Here is a 15,491-nt window from a genome sequence, read left to right as displayed (position 1 = left end):
TTGCTCAAGACGGCGTGTGATGCATTGTTTTACGAGGAGGACTCGAAGAACAGGTTAGCAGGAGCGTTGCATGCGTCGAGTGCACTGCTGGGCTCTTCATCGAGGACTGAACCGGGGAGGATGTCTACCGAGGTGTGCAGCCACCACATCCAGCGAAAGGCGGGCCAAGCGGGCTTGCGCTCGTTCGTCAAGATGGCGGGAGAGCGCCCCGACGCCATAGGAGGCGGCGATTCCAACGAGGGCCGCTCCGCCGGTGAGCACCGCTCCGCCGACGGCCATGCCACCGCCGCATCCAAACCAGGCGAGAGCCGCGCTCTTGAACGCCGCGCCACTTAGCGTACCAATGGCGGTGCCTGTCCCGGCTGTTCCCACGGCAGCGGCGGTCGCAAAAGCGCCCGCCGAGAGCGCCACGGAGGCAACAGCGCCGGCAGCGCCTGCGGTCGCCATCACGCGCGCGCCGCGACCATCGATTGCTCCCGAGAGGTACAGCCCAAGAGCGACAACGGCGCTCGAGGCGAGGCCCGCTGCGGCGCTGCCCAGAGCGCCAACCGCAGTTGTGCTCGCCCCGCGCACCGCGAGCGCCGAAGCAATGTTGCGTCCGGCGGGTGTTGCAACCAAAAGGACCTGAACCTGGCGAGCGGTCACGTATCCGACGCCGGCACCAAGCGCGGCGATTCCGACGTCGCGCAACACTGGCTTCCAGTCGATCTTACCGCCCGCCCCAACCTCGCGCATAAGCGCGCGCCCTCCAGCGGAGGCGGTGGCCCCCAATACCGACAGGACGAGACCTCGATCAAAGCCAACACGCCACCAACGCGCGCGCGTCAGGTCCAGTTGATTCAAGACCCGAGGATTCCGCAATACCTCACGTGTGAGACCTTCCGCCCGACCGGGGTCGGTACCGTGATCAACGAGGGCCTGCCGAATGGCTCCTTTGAGCAACGGTCGAATCTCGCGGGGCAGGCGCGCATAGCTTCCGCGGAACTGGGCCGTGATCTTCAAGGGGGCCCCTGTCTTCGGGTCCAAACGCTCGATACAGACGTTGAACTCGTCCCCGGTGGCCTCGATCCGGAAGAGGCGCGTTCGATAGGCGAGTTTGCCGCGGGCTGCTCGTTGCAGGATGGAGCTCGTGGCTTGAAGTTGCTTGAGGATCGCGTGCCGGCTGACACCCCTGGGTGCATCGACGAGCACACCATGCGCCGTGGACTGGACGTTCGCCGAGTGGCCGCCACCCAGGGGAACGAGCAGCGAGTTCGACCCTTCCGGCGCTCCCACCAGGACGCGCCCTCGCTCCATGGCGCACGCCGCGTCCTCGTACAGCCGCGCCGTCGTAGCGAGGCGCGGACGCGTCCACGCATCGCTCATCTGCAACCCGCTGAGCGTCTTGCCCAGGCGCGAACTCCCGAACTTCGCCTCTGTGACCATCAGCGAGTGGAGTTGACCGTTTCGGCCCACTCGAACGAACAGGCCGTCGATGCCCGTTCCACCTGGCCGATCTGGCGACAGCGCACACCACGGGGCGCCCCCGCGTTCGGCCACCCCACGCGTGAAGATGTCCGACATGAGACGCTCACCTACGACCCCCTTCGGCGCGTTCATGCGCCACGCTTCGATCGCCCCGCGGTGCAGAGTGACCGAAACCGCGCCTAGCGGCATCGGCGAGCCGGCGATGAGCGGGACGTGCGCGTTCAACGCGAGGTCATCCATACTGTACTCCTAGAATTCGGACACCGTGCGTCGTTTCGTCTCCATGATCCGCTTGAGGACGTAGAGCTTCGTTCCTCGCTTCTCTGCGTCCGACCCGGCGCTGACTTTGTCAAGCCGCTGGAAGAGGACCTCGAAGATCTCGCTGAATGCCCGCTGCGCCTCGGGCCCGAGCTGGCGCGGATCGAGCGGACCGAAATGTGTGATCATCGCGTCACCGAGGTCTTTCTCTTTATCGATGATTCCGATGTAGCTTGCGCAGGCATCGTATCCCGCCCGCATGCAGTCAAGAGCAAATTGATCAAAGCGGTTTTGTTGCGCGGTGACGGCGCGCGAGGCCTGCTGCTGGAGCCGCTGCGCGAGGTCGTTTGCGTCTCGTGCCGCGGCTGTATCACCGAGTGCTGGGATGAGCGGCTGCAGAGCTGCAGCGACCTGCCGGATCTGCTCGAGGATTTTCTGGCAGGCGCCGTCGGGATAATGGCCCCACGGCTCCGCCCACTTTTCGATGGTGTCGATGGGGGCCGCGTACTTCTCGCGGAAGCCCTTCCAACGAGCGCGCGCCTCCGCCTCGCGCGTCTCGGTGGCTAGCGCCTCGCTAGCCTCGCGCAGGGACTGAAGCAGCACGCATACGCCCTCAGAGCGCTCCGGGCCAAGGCGGTCCGACTTTGATGCGAACGGTCGCAGCGAATTTTCGATGCTCTGAAGCAGGTAAGCCCTAACCACCGGCGGGCGAGAGGATAGGCGGGCAAGCTCGTTGCTCAACGTCGGCGCGATCTCGTCCCACGCGAGCGCCATCTGAGCAGACTCCAGCGCCGTTTCGATATCCTCGACGATGGCCGCGCTCGACGGGAGCACGCGGGCAGATTCGAGAGCGGCGATCCGGGCTCGCAAATCACGGGTATCGCTCGGCGGCGCTCGATCAAAGCGCCCCTCTGCAACGGCTGCGACTTCGGGAGGTAGCGCACTCGCCTCGGGCGACACGTTGCTCGCGACGCTTTTCTGCTCTCGCGCCCGGCCAATCTCCGCGACCCACGCCAGGACGCGATCGAGCGCCTCGAACGGGACGAGCGCGATCCTTCCGCGCATGAACGCTTCCAATGCCGCCAGCCGTTCGAGAATCTCGTCTTCCGTGGACGCCGACTCGGCGGCTTTACGAGCGGCATCTACGTAATACTCCAGGAGATTGAGATCGTCCGGAGCGCGACAAAGGGCGTGCTCGAGAACCGCCAACCCGTCGGCGAAACGTCGTGCCTCGATCAGAGCGGACGCCTTGTGGCGGCACTGCGCGATGAGCGACTTCTGGCTCAAGTCTTCCACGTCTGCTGCCTGCCCTTCTTACGATTCACTCACACCCTGCAACCCCACCATGATGCGAGCAACACCCTCGCTTGCTGGCCCTACTGCACAGGCACGTCGGCGACACCGTCCCGTCGCGGCAAAGCACGTGCCTATTCGCCTCGCGCGCCGCCTCCGCCGCCTCCTGGCGCTTCCGCTCCGCTTCCTGCCTCTGGATCGCCGCCTCATCGGCCGCAATCTTCCGCGCGAGCGCCGCCTCCTCGGCCTTCCGCTGCTGCTCGAGCCCAGGAGCAATCCGCTTCCGCAGCGGCTCGATCTGCGCACTCAGATCCCGCCACCGCTTTTCCGTCGTGAACTCCGCCCAGGCAACATCCCTCAGCGACTTTTCCGCCTTGTCGATGTCCTCCTTCGCCTCGGTCCACTTGCCGCGCACAGCCTCGTCTGTTGCATGCTTCAGAGCCGTAGCCGCAGCATCCACGCCAAACTCGAACATGCGCTTCCGCTGCTCTGCGGCTTCCCGCTCGGCCTGGACACGCCGCTCAGCCTCCTCCTTCTGACGCCGCTCCTTGTACGCGGTCTCCTTCGCGCCGAGGTCGACCTCGGCCGCAGCGAGCTTTTCGACCTGCGTTCCCAGGCACGATGTGCGCGCCTCCCGGAGGCTGCTCCTCGCTAGCTCGAATGCATTCGTGGCCTTCGCCTCCTCGGCCTCGCGCATGCGCTCGTCACATCGAGCCATTGCCTCGATGCGTGCGCTCTCTTCTGCTTTCTGCCCGACGAAGAACCCTCCAACAGCGGAGACCAGCACGCCGCCGATGGCGATCCATCCAGGCGTCCGGCGCAACCAAACCCCAAGAGCAGATAGCGGCTGGGTAGGCTCCTGGCCACGCGTCACGAACGCGACGAGCCCGCCCATCGCCGCGGTCACTGCACCAGCTGCCGCCACTGCGGGCCACGAGTACGCCAGCGCAAACAGGACCAGGAACCCGCTCCCGTAGGTTCCCACCGCACCGAGAAATTCCCCTCGCCGCGCGTGGCTCTCCCCCGCGTATCGCCCTGCCGACTCGGCGATCTCCCGCTGGACCAGCCTTGCCAGCAAGATTGCAGGAATCCCTGTAATGGCGCCCAGCAGAAGCGATGCACCACCTAGGCGAAAAACAAACTCTGCTGACGGGTGAGGACGTGGGAAGATCTGGTCGAGGTTTGCAACAGGTACCTCCGCGGTGACCTCCAAACCCCCCTCCTCCGGCTTGCGATGATCCACTACTTCCCCCTCCCGTCCAGTTCAGCGAGGGCATCCTCGAGCCATTGGATCTGCTTCGCCTGCAGCTCGTCCGGAACGTCGTCATTGCGGAGCGCCTCAAGCGCTGTCTGCAGATTACGCTTCTTCGCGGCCGCGGTCTTCAGGCCGTCAACTTTGTCGAGCACCGCTTCGACCTCGATTCGCGACGCCTCGACCAGCAGCCGCTCCCGTTTCTGCGGACTCGTGATCTCACGAAGCCCCGCCTCCAGGGCTGACCGTCGCCCGGCAGGGCCGCGTGCGGCCTCCATCTTGATGACGGTCCGTCGGAACGCATTTTCTTCTTCCGCCTCGAGCTCGGCCGTCCATCGGGCATGAACTTCTTCAGAAACCTTGGTTGCTGCTGCTTGAAATCGCTCCCGCCGAGTGGGATCCGATAGGGTACTCAGGCCCCTCTCGCGCGCGACTTCGAGGAGAGCGGGGCTCGAAGCAACGCGCATCTCCCTAAGCGCCCTTTCGAAGGCGTACTCTTCGCGCTGTTCTGTCTCCGCGTGCCGCCTCGCCTGCTCCTCCTCAGCTTGGGCACGAATCAGCGCCTGCGCTTCCGCCTCGATGCGTGTTGCCTCCGCTCGCAATCGCTCGGCTCGCTTTGCATCAGAGATGTTCGCCAACGCGCGATCGAGCACGCTCTGACGAGCTGCCGTGGTCTTGGCCTGAACGAGCTGCTCGATCGCGGATTGCGAGACCCGCTCCTCCAGTGCGCTGGCTTCTGCCTGCAATCGTGATCTGACGTCCGCTTCGATCGGATGCGCCGCCCTGCGCAACCTCTGGCGCGTCGGGTCCAGGGTGACCTCACGCAGCGCGGCATCGAGCACCGCACGTAGTTCGGGCACGGTGCGCGCGCTCTTCATCCGCTGAACCGCTTGCGCCAACGATTCTTCGTCCCTTGCGGCGACGAGCGCATCCATGCGCTCCTGAGCATCCTCGTATCCGCCGTCCTGCAACAGGTTCGAATACTCGGCGATGGCCCGGTCTCGGTTCCCTGCCACCTCCAACGCCCTGGCCTTCTTGTATTGAAGCGCGCTCTTCACGCGAGGCAATGCACCTGCTGCCGTGGCCTGCTCCAGAGCCCCAATGGCCTGCTCAACATTGCCCACTGCGATGCTGGCGTCTGCGGCGGTCGCGAGCTGCATGACTCGCATGGGCCCATGCATGCTCAGCGATTGCGGCGCCACGACTTCGGCGGCTCGCCCCAGGCGAATGAGTAGATCGTTACGCAACACCTGCAGCGCTTCCCAGCCGCCTTCATGGAGAGCGAACGATAGCGACGCCAAGCTTCCAGGAAAGCGCAGCGTCAAGCCCCCTGACAGGCGTCCGAGTGTTCCCGCACATGCAAGCGCCATGTCCACCGCGGCGAGCGCGCCCGACGTGTCGCCGGCGCTTGCGGAATGCAAGGCAAGAAGGAGCGGGATGTCGGCCTCGCCGGGCGCCTCGAGGGAAAGCCTCGACAAGAGGGGCCCTGCGTCTCCACCAGGTGTAGAGATCGCAATTAAGGCATCGAAAAACCGTTTCTCGAACCGTTGTCGCCGCCAGGTCGCGAGGAGGCGCTTCGCGACATACCAGAGCCCCAACGAAGCCATGATGAGCCAGGGCCATACCGTGGAGAACACCGCCAGCGCGGCGTCCGCCAGGAGCTGCAACAGCTTCAAGAGGATGCCGATCGCCACGAGCGCGAGGCACCCGATTCCCATCGATGAGGCACAACTCGAACTGCCTGGGCCGCTCTGCACCCCGCTCTGTGCCGCGGCATGGGAGGACCGTCCCCCTAGCGAAGTAGAGGATCGAATACCTGTGCCAGGAATACTCGTGTGTAACCTGGTTCCGGCAGGACCCGTGCTGACGCGCAAGCCGCGAACACCGACGGACACGCCGACACCGCGCTTGCTCAGGTTGACCCGGGTGCCCCCCGGCAGCTTGAAACTCTTCTTGAAACCCATGTCGGATCCGCCAGGGAGCGCATGGGGGCACAGAACCCCGCGAGCATCGTATCCGAAGGCAACGGTGTTGGGAAGACCAACATCCTGATCCGTTCCTCTGTGTGCGTCGGGGCCCCCCGTACCGGGGGCGGGGTCGTCACGCCGTGCACAGCGATGAGGTCGAGGATGCGACTTCTGAGACGCGAAGTCGAAGACCGAGAAGCCAACCCACGATCGACGAAAGCCACTTAACATCCTCCGCCTGTTTGTGTAGAAGCACAAGAATGCGCGTTCGTGCAGGCCAACGCATCGATCGGTACGAACTTCTCGAACCGCTGGGCGAGGGAGGACAGGGAACCGTCTGGAAGGCGGCTGATCTCCTCGAGAACCGTGCCCTGCGCGCCGTCAAGCTCGTCCCACGCGAGCGCGCCACGCCCGAGGCATTCGAGCGCGCTCGGCGGGAGGCCCATGCGCTCGCCAAGGCTCCGCACCCCGCGCTGATCGTTTGTCACGGCCTCTTCGAGGACATCGCCGCCGGGGTGTCCGGCCTGGTCCTCGAGCTGGTCGACGGGGAGCCGCTCTCCGATCTCATCCAGGATCCGCGCATGACGGCTGCGCACCGGGCCGCGCTCCTCGAGCAGATCGCCGAGGCGCTCGCGTTCGTGCACGAGCGCAACATCGTCCACCGCGACCTCAAGCCGGACAACATCCTCGTCACCGAACGATTCTGGACGGCACCGACGAGCCCCGGTACGGTCAAGCTCGTTGATTTCGGCATCGCCGTGGAGCTCGGCAATCCCCGACCGCTCACCGCGACGGGCACCGTGCTCGGAACCGTGCCTTACCTCGCGCCGGAGCTCGTCGCGCCCGACCTCGCCGCCCGCATGTCCGCGCCGCGGGACGATCGTGGCTTCGGTCGGGACATGTTCGCCTTTGGCGTCCTCGGTGCGGAACTCTTGCTGGGACGACATCCCACGGGATTGCCGGTGGATGCGCCCCTCGAAGCCTTTGGACGGGCGTATCGCTCCGCTGCCCATGGAAGCCTCGCTTGGCCCCCGCCAGCTCTCCCGGGCCCGTGGGCGAGAGCCATTGCCGCATGCCTGAGCCTAGATCCTTCCGGAAGGCCCCGGTCGGGGGTCGACTTGCTCCGCCTATCTCGCGGAGGACAGGTCGTATTGCCGCGGACGGAGCTCTCCATGGCCGTGCGCACGGAACAGGGCACGACAGCTCCCATGACTGCGCCCACGCCCGCACCACCGCGCGTCACGGAACCGAGCAGCCCGTTGCTCCACGCATTACACAGGCCTCCCGTAGAAATACCACCTCCGCCGCCGTCAGCCATTCCCATGACGCCACAGACGCCCATCCTCGCCGGTCTGGCTGTTGGTGCCGTGCTCGCCGTGATCGTGGCGGTCTTCGCATTGCGAGGTGGCGACGAGAGCGAGCGCGACGCCAATCCCGTGGCTTCGATGCTCCCTTCCCTCCCGTCCACGCCTGCAAGAGTCACCCCCGATCCCCCCTCGCCCGTGTTGCCCGTCTCGACGAGCCCAGTAGCGACCACAGTCGGAAAGCTCGAGCCGGAACCACCCGATCCGCCGCTACTTCCACCCTCGTCGCAGGAATGCCCCGCGGTGTGTTGCGGCGGAAAAAACTGTGCAACAAACCCTCAGAATACGGCCGAAAAGAAGAGCCTCTGCGACCCGGCCAAAGAACGCTGCTCCGACTGCCCATCCAAAAGGGCGTGCGTTTCAGCGGATTGTACGGACGACCTGGATCCTGACGGTAGGTGGCTGCTCCGGTTCGCCGTCGCGCTCGAGAAGCTTGGAAAAACAGAGGAGCGCAACGTCCGCGTCTCCAATCCCACCGCCGAGGTATGTCTACGCCCCAGCGCAAGGCGTGGGGAGGGCTGGACCTGCACTTCCGTCGCTGCGACCGAACACAATACGCAGCTGACGCGCATGCGAGCGACAACCTCGGACATTCATGAGGATGGCATCGACATCAGGATTCGTGACGGCAACGATATCATCGCAGAGAGGTTGAACGCACGCCATGAAGACAAGGTACGCGTCACGGCGCTGTGCCTGGGCCTCGTTTTCCGCGATGTCGTGTCGAATTCGTTCAGCGAGGAGAGACGGGCCTACAGGGTCACCCTGCACATCGACGATCCGATGTGAAGGTCCGGTTGTCCCGTAGCGGTCCCCGGCGACGTTGCTACCGCATGCAGACGCGACGCTTCGGCGCGATGCATGCTTCCAGGCTCACTGGGGCGGACAATCGTTTCCTTTTGATATCTCCGTTCGCGATAGTAGCTTCCCATCGCTCCTGAATACGAGACAAGTAGGCACCCTGGACGGGTTCTTCAAGAACGGCGGTTCAACATAAGTTTCGCAGCGCAGGGCGCGTGCTCCATCGCTAGCCAAGGTCGCGAGCGAGCAATTGTCGAATCCCGTTCGTTTCGTGCGACCATCCCCGTCGAACCAGCCTTGGTATAGCTTGCGGAGCTGCGTCGCGTCTTGATTTCGCGCTGTGAAGAAGCGCCGAGTAGGCAGCACATGCAACGCAATGATGCGGTCCACGTCGCCTGAGTCGATCGCCGCTCCGTATGCTTCGATCCATCCCCGCTCCGGCTGTCCCAGCTGCTCCGCCTGAGTGCTCGGAGATGGAAACATAGGCTTCGAGTCCGCCTGCGTGCTTGGAGACACGAGCTTCGATAGACCAATGAATGCTGCAGCGAGTACTAGCAAACAAACAATCAGAGCGCCGATTACAGTACGCTTGACACCGAAGATCGAGGCGCCTTTATTGGCTGGGGCCAGTTGCGCACGATTGCCGGTTGTGCTACCACACTGTGGGCGATTAATTTTGACAAATTGCCGCTTGCGTCGGGATTTTCACCGCTGAAAGCGGGTGCAAGCCCGAGAGTGGGCGGTCGTTCCAGGCGTCCGTGTAGTGCATTGAGAAGGTCCTGATACGCAGATTCATTGTAGGGGTCGCCGCGAAGATCGATGTATACCTTTGCCAGAAGGAAACTTGGAGCTGCCGACAACCAATCGCCCTTACGCAGAATAGGGATGAATTTGCGATGATTCGCTTTGGCGAAGACTTCCCCAGTGATGATGTCCCCCTCATAGCCAACGCCGCCCTGCCTCGTGTCCGACTTCGCTTTGTACTTTGGGGTGCAGACAAGAAGAACGAAGTCGTTTGTGCGGACGGCGTTTTCCATGAATGCTGGCAGTGGGTCGCCCGGAGCGAGATGCCACTGATCGATATGTACGTCGATTCCCCCCTCTCTCCGAAGACGCGTAGCAAAATTGCGCACCCAAACCTTTACATCGTCCTCCCATGCATAGGAGACGAAAACGGTCGGCGGCTTTGCGATCATGTACCGAATCCTTCTCGTTGGCGAGGTTCTGATGGTTGCTCATGCCAGGCGTCGACCAGCCGGGCGTCGACCCGACCAGCGGAAGCCTCGAGTACGGTCCAGTTGCCGGACCGCCACACACCCCGCAGCGCGAATGTGGCTCGTTGACCAGAAGCTCCCGAACAGCACTCAGGCCCCACGGACGTATAAATCTCATGACACGGTTCCAAACCGCAAGGCAAATCCCCAATCTTTTGTGACCACGCATCCCGTCGTGCCGAGTCACCTACCGAGCCGTCCGGCAGCCAAACGGTTGCGAGTGTGGCTGCGGGACGCCGTGTCGAGGTGAGGCTCGGCCCGTACCACCAGAACGGTGACAAACGCGAGCCTCCCCCTGGAACACCTGCATGATCGAGTCCGTCAGGACCGGATGTGTAGGCTTCACACCTCCGGCGGTCGACAGCAGAAAGTTCACCGCCTGCTCGGACGTTCGTGCACTGCTCGCCGAAGGACGCGATCGGGTCGTCCGAGAGGAGCTTCGAACACGCGCCATCCTCGAACGTGCGGATGCGCGCGAGGCATCCCCCGCCGACGGGCGCGCCGCATGCGCATGCCGTGCACGCGCGTCCTTCGATCCAGCCTTGGCGCGAGCTCGTCACCTCGTACACGATGAACCGCTCGCCCTTGTCCCAGCCCGTGGGGCACGCGTGCTCACCCGTCCGCTTGACGCACGTTCGGAACTCGTCGGGCATGCGGCACATCGACGGCAAACACGAGGAGCGCTCGTTCGAAGGCAGCGACGATCTGCCGCCGCTCGCTGGGCGGGATGTCGTGTCCGTCGATGAACGCCAGGAAGAGGAGGCGGCACGTCGAGGCCTGCGCGGGCCCGTAGGGGTTCGTCGCCGTCGACCACTTGCAGGGTGACCATCACGAGGCCGGCAGGAGCGACCACGACGACCACCACCAAGATGAGCAGGGCCAGAAGAACCCCGACCGGACTGCAACCCAAGGCACGGAGGGCGCGGCTGGCACCATCGGTGAGAATGGCGGTGTCGGCGGCGGGGGACGCGGAGGCCCGCCAGGACCGCCAGGTCCGCCGAACGAGGGGCAAACGGCCCTCGGCCTCCCAGATGGCGCACATCGCGGCCTTGAACTCGGGCTTGATGACGAGCATGCCCGGGAGCGGGAGCGCGCCGCGCCGACGGTCCTTTTCCTCGTCGCGGTGGCCGCGAACCTGACGCCAGAGCTCCGCACAGGTCCGCCAAACCCGCGACTGCACGCTGACGGGGTGAACCCCTCCTCCTCGGCGCTCTCTCGGTCGGTGCGGTCATACCCCCTGCTCGCCACGACAAGCGCCTCGTTTGCGGATCGAGCGCGTCGAGGGCTTCCATCAGGGCGAGAGCCTCGGCTGCTTGTCTTCGATGTCCCCCTCGGCGCGAGCTCGTCCGGTGCGCGCGTGTCGTCCAGCCGGGCTGCTTCCCGCCGCGCGCGCTGCCGCAGGCGGTCGGCAATACGCGCCGCGAACTTGAACAGCGCGAGCTGCGCCTCGCGGGGGTCGCAGGGATCTGCTCGGGATTTTTCCCGACCTCGGCCCATACCTCTTGCGCGGCATCCGCCGCGTCCCAATCGCAGAGCCGAAGATATCGGAACCACCTCGGGAGGAGCTCCGCGTACCTCCGGTAAAGGTCGAGGAACGACGGCGAGGGGACGAGTTCGGTGGTCACACCTATACCGGACAGCTCAGAGGCGTTTTCATGCAGGCCATGTCAACTTTTCTCGTTCCGGGGTTCCACACTACAAACCGTGCGGCACGCGCTACCCGAGACGGATGGGCCTCGCCAAGATCGGCGCCCCCGCCTCCCCGCGCCAGTGCGGCATCACGTAGACCGGCCTCCGCAGCGAGAACCCCGGCCCATGCGACTGCCTCTTCCAGTGCCCCGCGACGAGCGTCTGCACGCCGAGCTCGCGCCGCTCCCCCGCGAGGTAGTCCCGGACCGCGGGTCGAAAGTCATGTTCAATGGGCTGACCCACCTTGAACACGTTCGTCCTCGGCTCCGCGCTGTCTCGCTTCTTCCCCGCTTTCGAGCGCCGCGGCTTCTTCGGCGCCGGGCCCGCACGCGCTCAGGCCAATCAGCCTTTCGGCCATTCACTCACCTCGGTGCACTCGGGTGCAAATCGCACGCCTGGCACGGATGCGTTGGTTGTACCGAAGGGTTGGCGAATTACGGGCGGGACGGTAGCTCGCTGCTGGACAACCGACCGCTGCACACCTGTTGGCCCCTGCACAAAACTTGTCGAGCCAGAGCCAACGATGTTAGGACGCCCCGGATGAAGGCCGGGGATCGACTCGGAGACAAGTATCGCTTAGTGCGCCAGCTTGGCGCGGGTGCCATGGGCGTCGTCTGGGAGGCCTTGCACGAGACCACCCAGCGGCACGTGGCCATCAAGCTGCTCACCAGGCCATCCGGCGATCTCCGGCACCGACTGCTCCGTGAAGCCCGCATTTGCGGCTCGATCACGCATCGGAACGTCATCGAAATTCACGACACAGGGGAGACCCCCGAGGGAGAGCCGTACCTCGTGATGCAGCTCCTTTCCGGCGAAACGCTCGCCGAGTTGCTTCGTCGGAAGCGTCGACTTCCGCAGCCTCTCGCCGCTCAGATCGGGCGTGATATCGCCCGCGCTCTTACCGCTGCCCACGGCGTGAACGTCATTCACCGGGACCTCAAGCCCGCCAATGTGTTTCTTCATCAGGAGGCTGGGGTCGACGGGCTCGTCGTGAAGGTCCTCGATTTCGGTGTCGCGAAGAACCTCGCAGCAAACGAATCCCTCGTGACGGCCGTCGGTGGCGCCGTCGGGTCCCCGGCGTACATGAGCCCGGAGGCCATTCGTGCCGTGCGGGATCTGGACACCCGCACAGACATCTGGTCGCTCGGCGTCGTGCTTTTCGAGATGCTCGCGGGCACGAGGCCATTTCAAGGTGGGGGGCAAGAGCTGCTCATTCGGATCGCGACCGGGAAGATTCCCCGCGTTTCGGAGATCCTGCGCCATGTGGAGCCGGCGTTCGACGACGTCGTGGCGATGTGCCTCGAGCGTGACCGGGCCAAACGGATTGCGTCCGCCGCGGTGGTCGAGCGCCTGCTTCAGCCCTACGTGGGACCCGAGGAAGGGTCACGGGTACACGTGGGCCTCGCGGAGCGCGCCATGGCGCTTCCCTCGCCCGCCGCGACGCTCCCGGAGGTGCCGGCGAAGCTCGAAACGACGGAACCATTGGCCCGGAATGCCTCGGCGCCCATTCTACCGATGCTGCCATGGACGGCAGCGCCGGCGGTGGATACCACGATGCCCTTGCCGTCCTCGTCGGCACAGACACGGCCGGTCAGCAAAGGAGGAACGGCGATCCTCGGGCAGGAACCCGTGAAACCGATCACGGGTCCCCGCGGAACTGCGCTCCTGATCGATTCGCGCGCGGTGCTCGCACAGGCACAGCGCCCCGCCCCCCCACCGAGCCCACCGCCGCCGCCGTCCACGCAAAACGTGGAGAGGCCCGCCGCACGCTCGAGCATCGCGCCGACGTCGAAAAAGCGGAGGCGCCCGCCCATCGTGGGCCTCGCCGTGAGCGCCCTCGTGGCCTTTGGCGTCGGTGTGGCCGTGATCCTCGGTTTGGCTCGGTAGATCCTTCGTAGCGCCACGCGTCTCCCGGTCCGGCAACATGTGTTGCCGCTGAACAGGCGACCAGACCAATGCAGCATCGTGTCGGAAGTACCAGACGACTCACGATAGTTCGTGAGCGGAGCACGGCGGCAAACAAAATTCTTGTGGCGCTGCTCGCTTCCATGGAATGCTTGCGGGACCATGAAATCGGGCGACCTCCTCGGCGGCAAGTACCGGCTCGAACAGGAGATCGGCAAGGGCGCGATGGGCGCCGTGTGGGCGGCGTTCGATCGCGCCACGAACCGCAAGGTCGCGCTCAAGCTGATCTTGCCGCAGCAGAAGGAGCACCTGACGAACGACCTGCGCCAGCGCCTCCTGCGCGAGGCGCGGGCGTGCGGGAAGCTGCAGCATCGCAACATCGTCCAGATCTTCGACGTGGGCGAGACGCCGCAGGGCGAGCCGTTCCTCGTGCTCGAGCTCTTGCAGGGCCAAACCCTCGCCGATCTGCTCAAGGAGAAGCGCCGCATCGAGCCTGCGATCGCGGCGCGCATCGCGGGAGAGGTCGCGAGTGGGCTCGCGATCGCGCACGCCGCGCACGTCATCCATCGTGATCTCAAGCCCGCGAACATCTTCCTCCACCGTGAGCAGGGCATGCCGGAGGACACGTTCGTCTCGAAGATCCTCGACTTCGGCGTGTGCAAGAACCTCGACTCGGTCGACAGCGTCGCGACGCAGACAGGCACGGCCGTGGGGTCGCCCGCGTACATGAGTCCCGAGCAAGTGGGCATGCGCAAGGATCTCGACCACCGCACAGACATCTGGTCGCTCGGGATCGTGCTCTACGAGATGCTCACGGGGAGCCGTCCCTTCACGGGCTCGGTGCAGGACGTGATCCGGCACATCCTCATCACGCCCGTGCCGCCGCCTTCAGCGAAGGTACGCGACGTGCCGACGGAACTCGACGAGGTCGTCGCGCGCTGCACGGCGGCGAAGCGTGACGCGCGCTTCCCGAGCACGGACGAGCTTTCGCGCACGCTCCTCGCGATCGCGGGGATGCCGCGGCCGATGACGCGCAAGGCGACGTTCACGGGCGTGGACCAGCCCATCCCTCAGCAGACGGGCCCGCAACGAAAGCCGACGTTCACGGGTGTGGATCAGCCGATTCCGCAGTCCGCGGGCCCGCAGCGTACGCCGACGTTCACGCCGATGGACGTGACCGCGCCGCTGCCTGGCGCAGCTTCCCGCGCGGCGATGAGCTCGACGACGGAGGCGGACGACGACAGCGATCTCGCGGCGACGCTGCCATTGCAGGGTCGGATGCTGATGGGCATGCGGCGGGGCGCGCCGCCGGCAGCGCGCGGGGAGGACGCGTCGACGGGGACGCAACTACTGCAGCCGAACCAGCCCATCGCGTCTCCCGCGCCCGCGTGGAAGGAGGAGATGCACCAAGCTCTCGCGGCGCATCGGCAATCCTACGCGGTGCTGGAAGGGGTCGTGCCGGAGCAGGCGGCGAACGGGCAGACGCAGATGCTTACGCCAGAGATCCAGGCGACGCTTGGGGGACGCGTGGATCATGCGGGGACGACGTCGGCGGCGGGGGCGCTCGCGCACGCGACGGGTGGATACCCGGCGCCGCCGATGCCGGTGATGGAGCCGGCGGCGGGGAGGCGCAAGCGTGGGAAGGGTGTGCTGTTCGGGGTGATGGGAGCGGGGGTGGTTGCGGCGATCGGGGTGGTTGGGTTGCTCGTGATGAGCGCAAGGGAGCCCGCTGCGACAGGGCAGCCACCGAGCGTGCCAGAGGCGAAGCCCGCGGGGAGCAACGCGGAACCGACGAGGGCGCCGGAGCTACCGAGGGCTCCCGTGGCGGCGGAGGCGAGCCCCCCGGGGGAAGTGCCGCCGGAGCCAGTGGTGGCAGCGAGCGCCAAGGTAGCGACGAGCGCGACAGCGGAGGCGCCGCCCGCGGTGACCCAGCCTCCTCTGATGCCCGCGCCGCCGCCTCCTCCTGTCGTAACGCAGAAGCCAACGGCCCTTCCTCCCAAGCCGCCGGCGACGGCCGCCAAGCCAGCGGCGACAACAAAAACGTGTACGGGTGTGGGCTTGTTCAGGAAGTGCAAGTAGCTGTCGGTCGTCCACGTGGGCTTGGTCAGCAAGGCACTTGTGAACCCTGCGCAACTGCGGAACAATCGCAACGCGGAGCACATGACGAACGGCGAATCATGCTGAGGACGACGCTGATTACGACGGTCCTGCTGGTGGCCAC

The 15,491-nt window shown here is 65.4% G+C and carries 9 protein-coding genes and 1 pseudogene; 3 read left to right on the top strand and 7 right to left on the bottom strand.

Annotation, left to right across the window (positions count from 1 at the left end; all coding sequences use genetic code 11):
- Nucleotides 1–96: 96 nt before the first annotated feature.
- The 5 genes and pseudogenes from QHF84_RS07390 to QHF84_RS50225 form a co-directional block, all read right to left on the bottom strand.
- On the bottom strand, nucleotides 97–1,707 hold the full coding sequence (locus tag QHF84_RS07390) for a hypothetical protein (RefSeq protein WP_281312479.1): 1,611 nt from the start codon (nucleotides 1,705–1,707) through the stop codon (nucleotides 97–99).
- Nucleotides 1,708–1,716: 9 nt separating this feature from the next.
- Nucleotides 1,717–3,012 (bottom strand): hypothetical protein, encoded by a 1,296-nt coding sequence (locus tag QHF84_RS07385; RefSeq protein WP_281312478.1) that lies wholly within the window; start codon nucleotides 3,010–3,012, stop codon nucleotides 1,717–1,719.
- A 34-nt stretch (nucleotides 3,013–3,046) separates the two neighbouring features.
- Nucleotides 3,047–4,261 (bottom strand): hypothetical protein, encoded by a 1,215-nt coding sequence (locus QHF84_RS07380; protein WP_281312477.1) that lies wholly within the window; start codon nucleotides 4,259–4,261, stop codon nucleotides 3,047–3,049.
- On the bottom strand, nucleotides 4,261–5,964 hold the full coding sequence (locus QHF84_RS07375; RefSeq protein ID WP_281312476.1) for a hypothetical protein: 1,704 nt from the start codon (nucleotides 5,962–5,964) through the stop codon (nucleotides 4,261–4,263). Before QHF84_RS07375 ends, QHF84_RS07380 begins: the two co-directional genes overlap by 1 nt.
- A 126-nt stretch (nucleotides 5,965–6,090) precedes the next feature.
- A pseudogene (locus QHF84_RS50225) lies at nucleotides 6,091–6,234 on the bottom strand (DUF4236 domain-containing protein); the annotation flags it as partial.
- A gap of 143 nt (nucleotides 6,235–6,377) precedes the next feature.
- On the opposite strand from QHF84_RS50225, the gene QHF84_RS07370 reads away from it, so the two are divergent.
- Entirely contained in the window at nucleotides 6,378–8,390 is a 2,013-nt protein-coding gene (locus tag QHF84_RS07370; protein WP_281312475.1) for a serine/threonine-protein kinase, read from the top strand.
- Between the two features lie 590 nt (nucleotides 8,391–8,980).
- On the opposite strand, the gene QHF84_RS07365 is transcribed toward QHF84_RS07370, so the two are convergent.
- Nucleotides 8,981–9,598 (bottom strand): toll/interleukin-1 receptor domain-containing protein, encoded by a 618-nt coding sequence (locus QHF84_RS07365; protein ID WP_281312474.1) that lies wholly within the window; start codon nucleotides 9,596–9,598, stop codon nucleotides 8,981–8,983.
- Between the two features lie 1,794 nt (nucleotides 9,599–11,392).
- Nucleotides 11,393–11,617: a hypothetical protein gene (locus QHF84_RS07360; RefSeq protein ID WP_281312473.1), complete on the bottom strand. Its 225-nt coding sequence runs from the start codon at nucleotides 11,615–11,617 to the stop codon at nucleotides 11,393–11,395.
- A 288-nt stretch (nucleotides 11,618–11,905) separates the two neighbouring features.
- On the opposite strand from QHF84_RS07360, the gene QHF84_RS07355 reads away from it, so the two are divergent.
- Nucleotides 11,906–13,252, top strand: a complete 1,347-nt coding sequence (locus QHF84_RS07355; protein WP_281312472.1) for a serine/threonine-protein kinase — start codon at nucleotides 11,906–11,908, stop codon at nucleotides 13,250–13,252.
- Nucleotides 13,253–13,432: 180 nt separating this feature from the next.
- Nucleotides 13,433–15,349, top strand: coding sequence for a serine/threonine-protein kinase (locus tag QHF84_RS07350; protein ID WP_281312471.1), 1,917 nt, complete (start codon nucleotides 13,433–13,435; stop codon nucleotides 15,347–15,349).
- Nucleotides 15,350–15,491: the final 142 nt, after the last annotated feature.

The organism is Polyangium sp. y55x31, assembly GCF_029946505.1.
Classification (GTDB): Bacteria; Myxococcota_A; Polyangia; order Polyangiales; family Polyangiaceae; genus Polyangium.
This window is presented reverse-complemented; position numbering and strand designations above follow the sequence as displayed.

Bases quoted from the DNA above. Each gene is read 5' to 3' on its own strand.
- QHF84_RS07350 (WP_281312471.1), top strand. From the start codon at position 13,433: ATGAAATCGGGCGACCTCCTCGGCGGCAAGTACCGGCTCGAACAGGAG.
- QHF84_RS07390 (WP_281312479.1), bottom strand. From the start codon at position 1,707: ATGGATGACCTCGCGTTGAACGCGCACGTCCCGCTCATCGCCGGCTCG.
- QHF84_RS07355 (WP_281312472.1), top strand. From the start codon at position 11,906: ATGAAGGCCGGGGATCGACTCGGAGACAAGTATCGCTTAGTGCGCCAG.
- QHF84_RS07365 (WP_281312474.1), bottom strand. From the start codon at position 9,598: ATGATCGCAAAGCCGCCGACCGTTTTCGTCTCCTATGCATGGGAGGAC.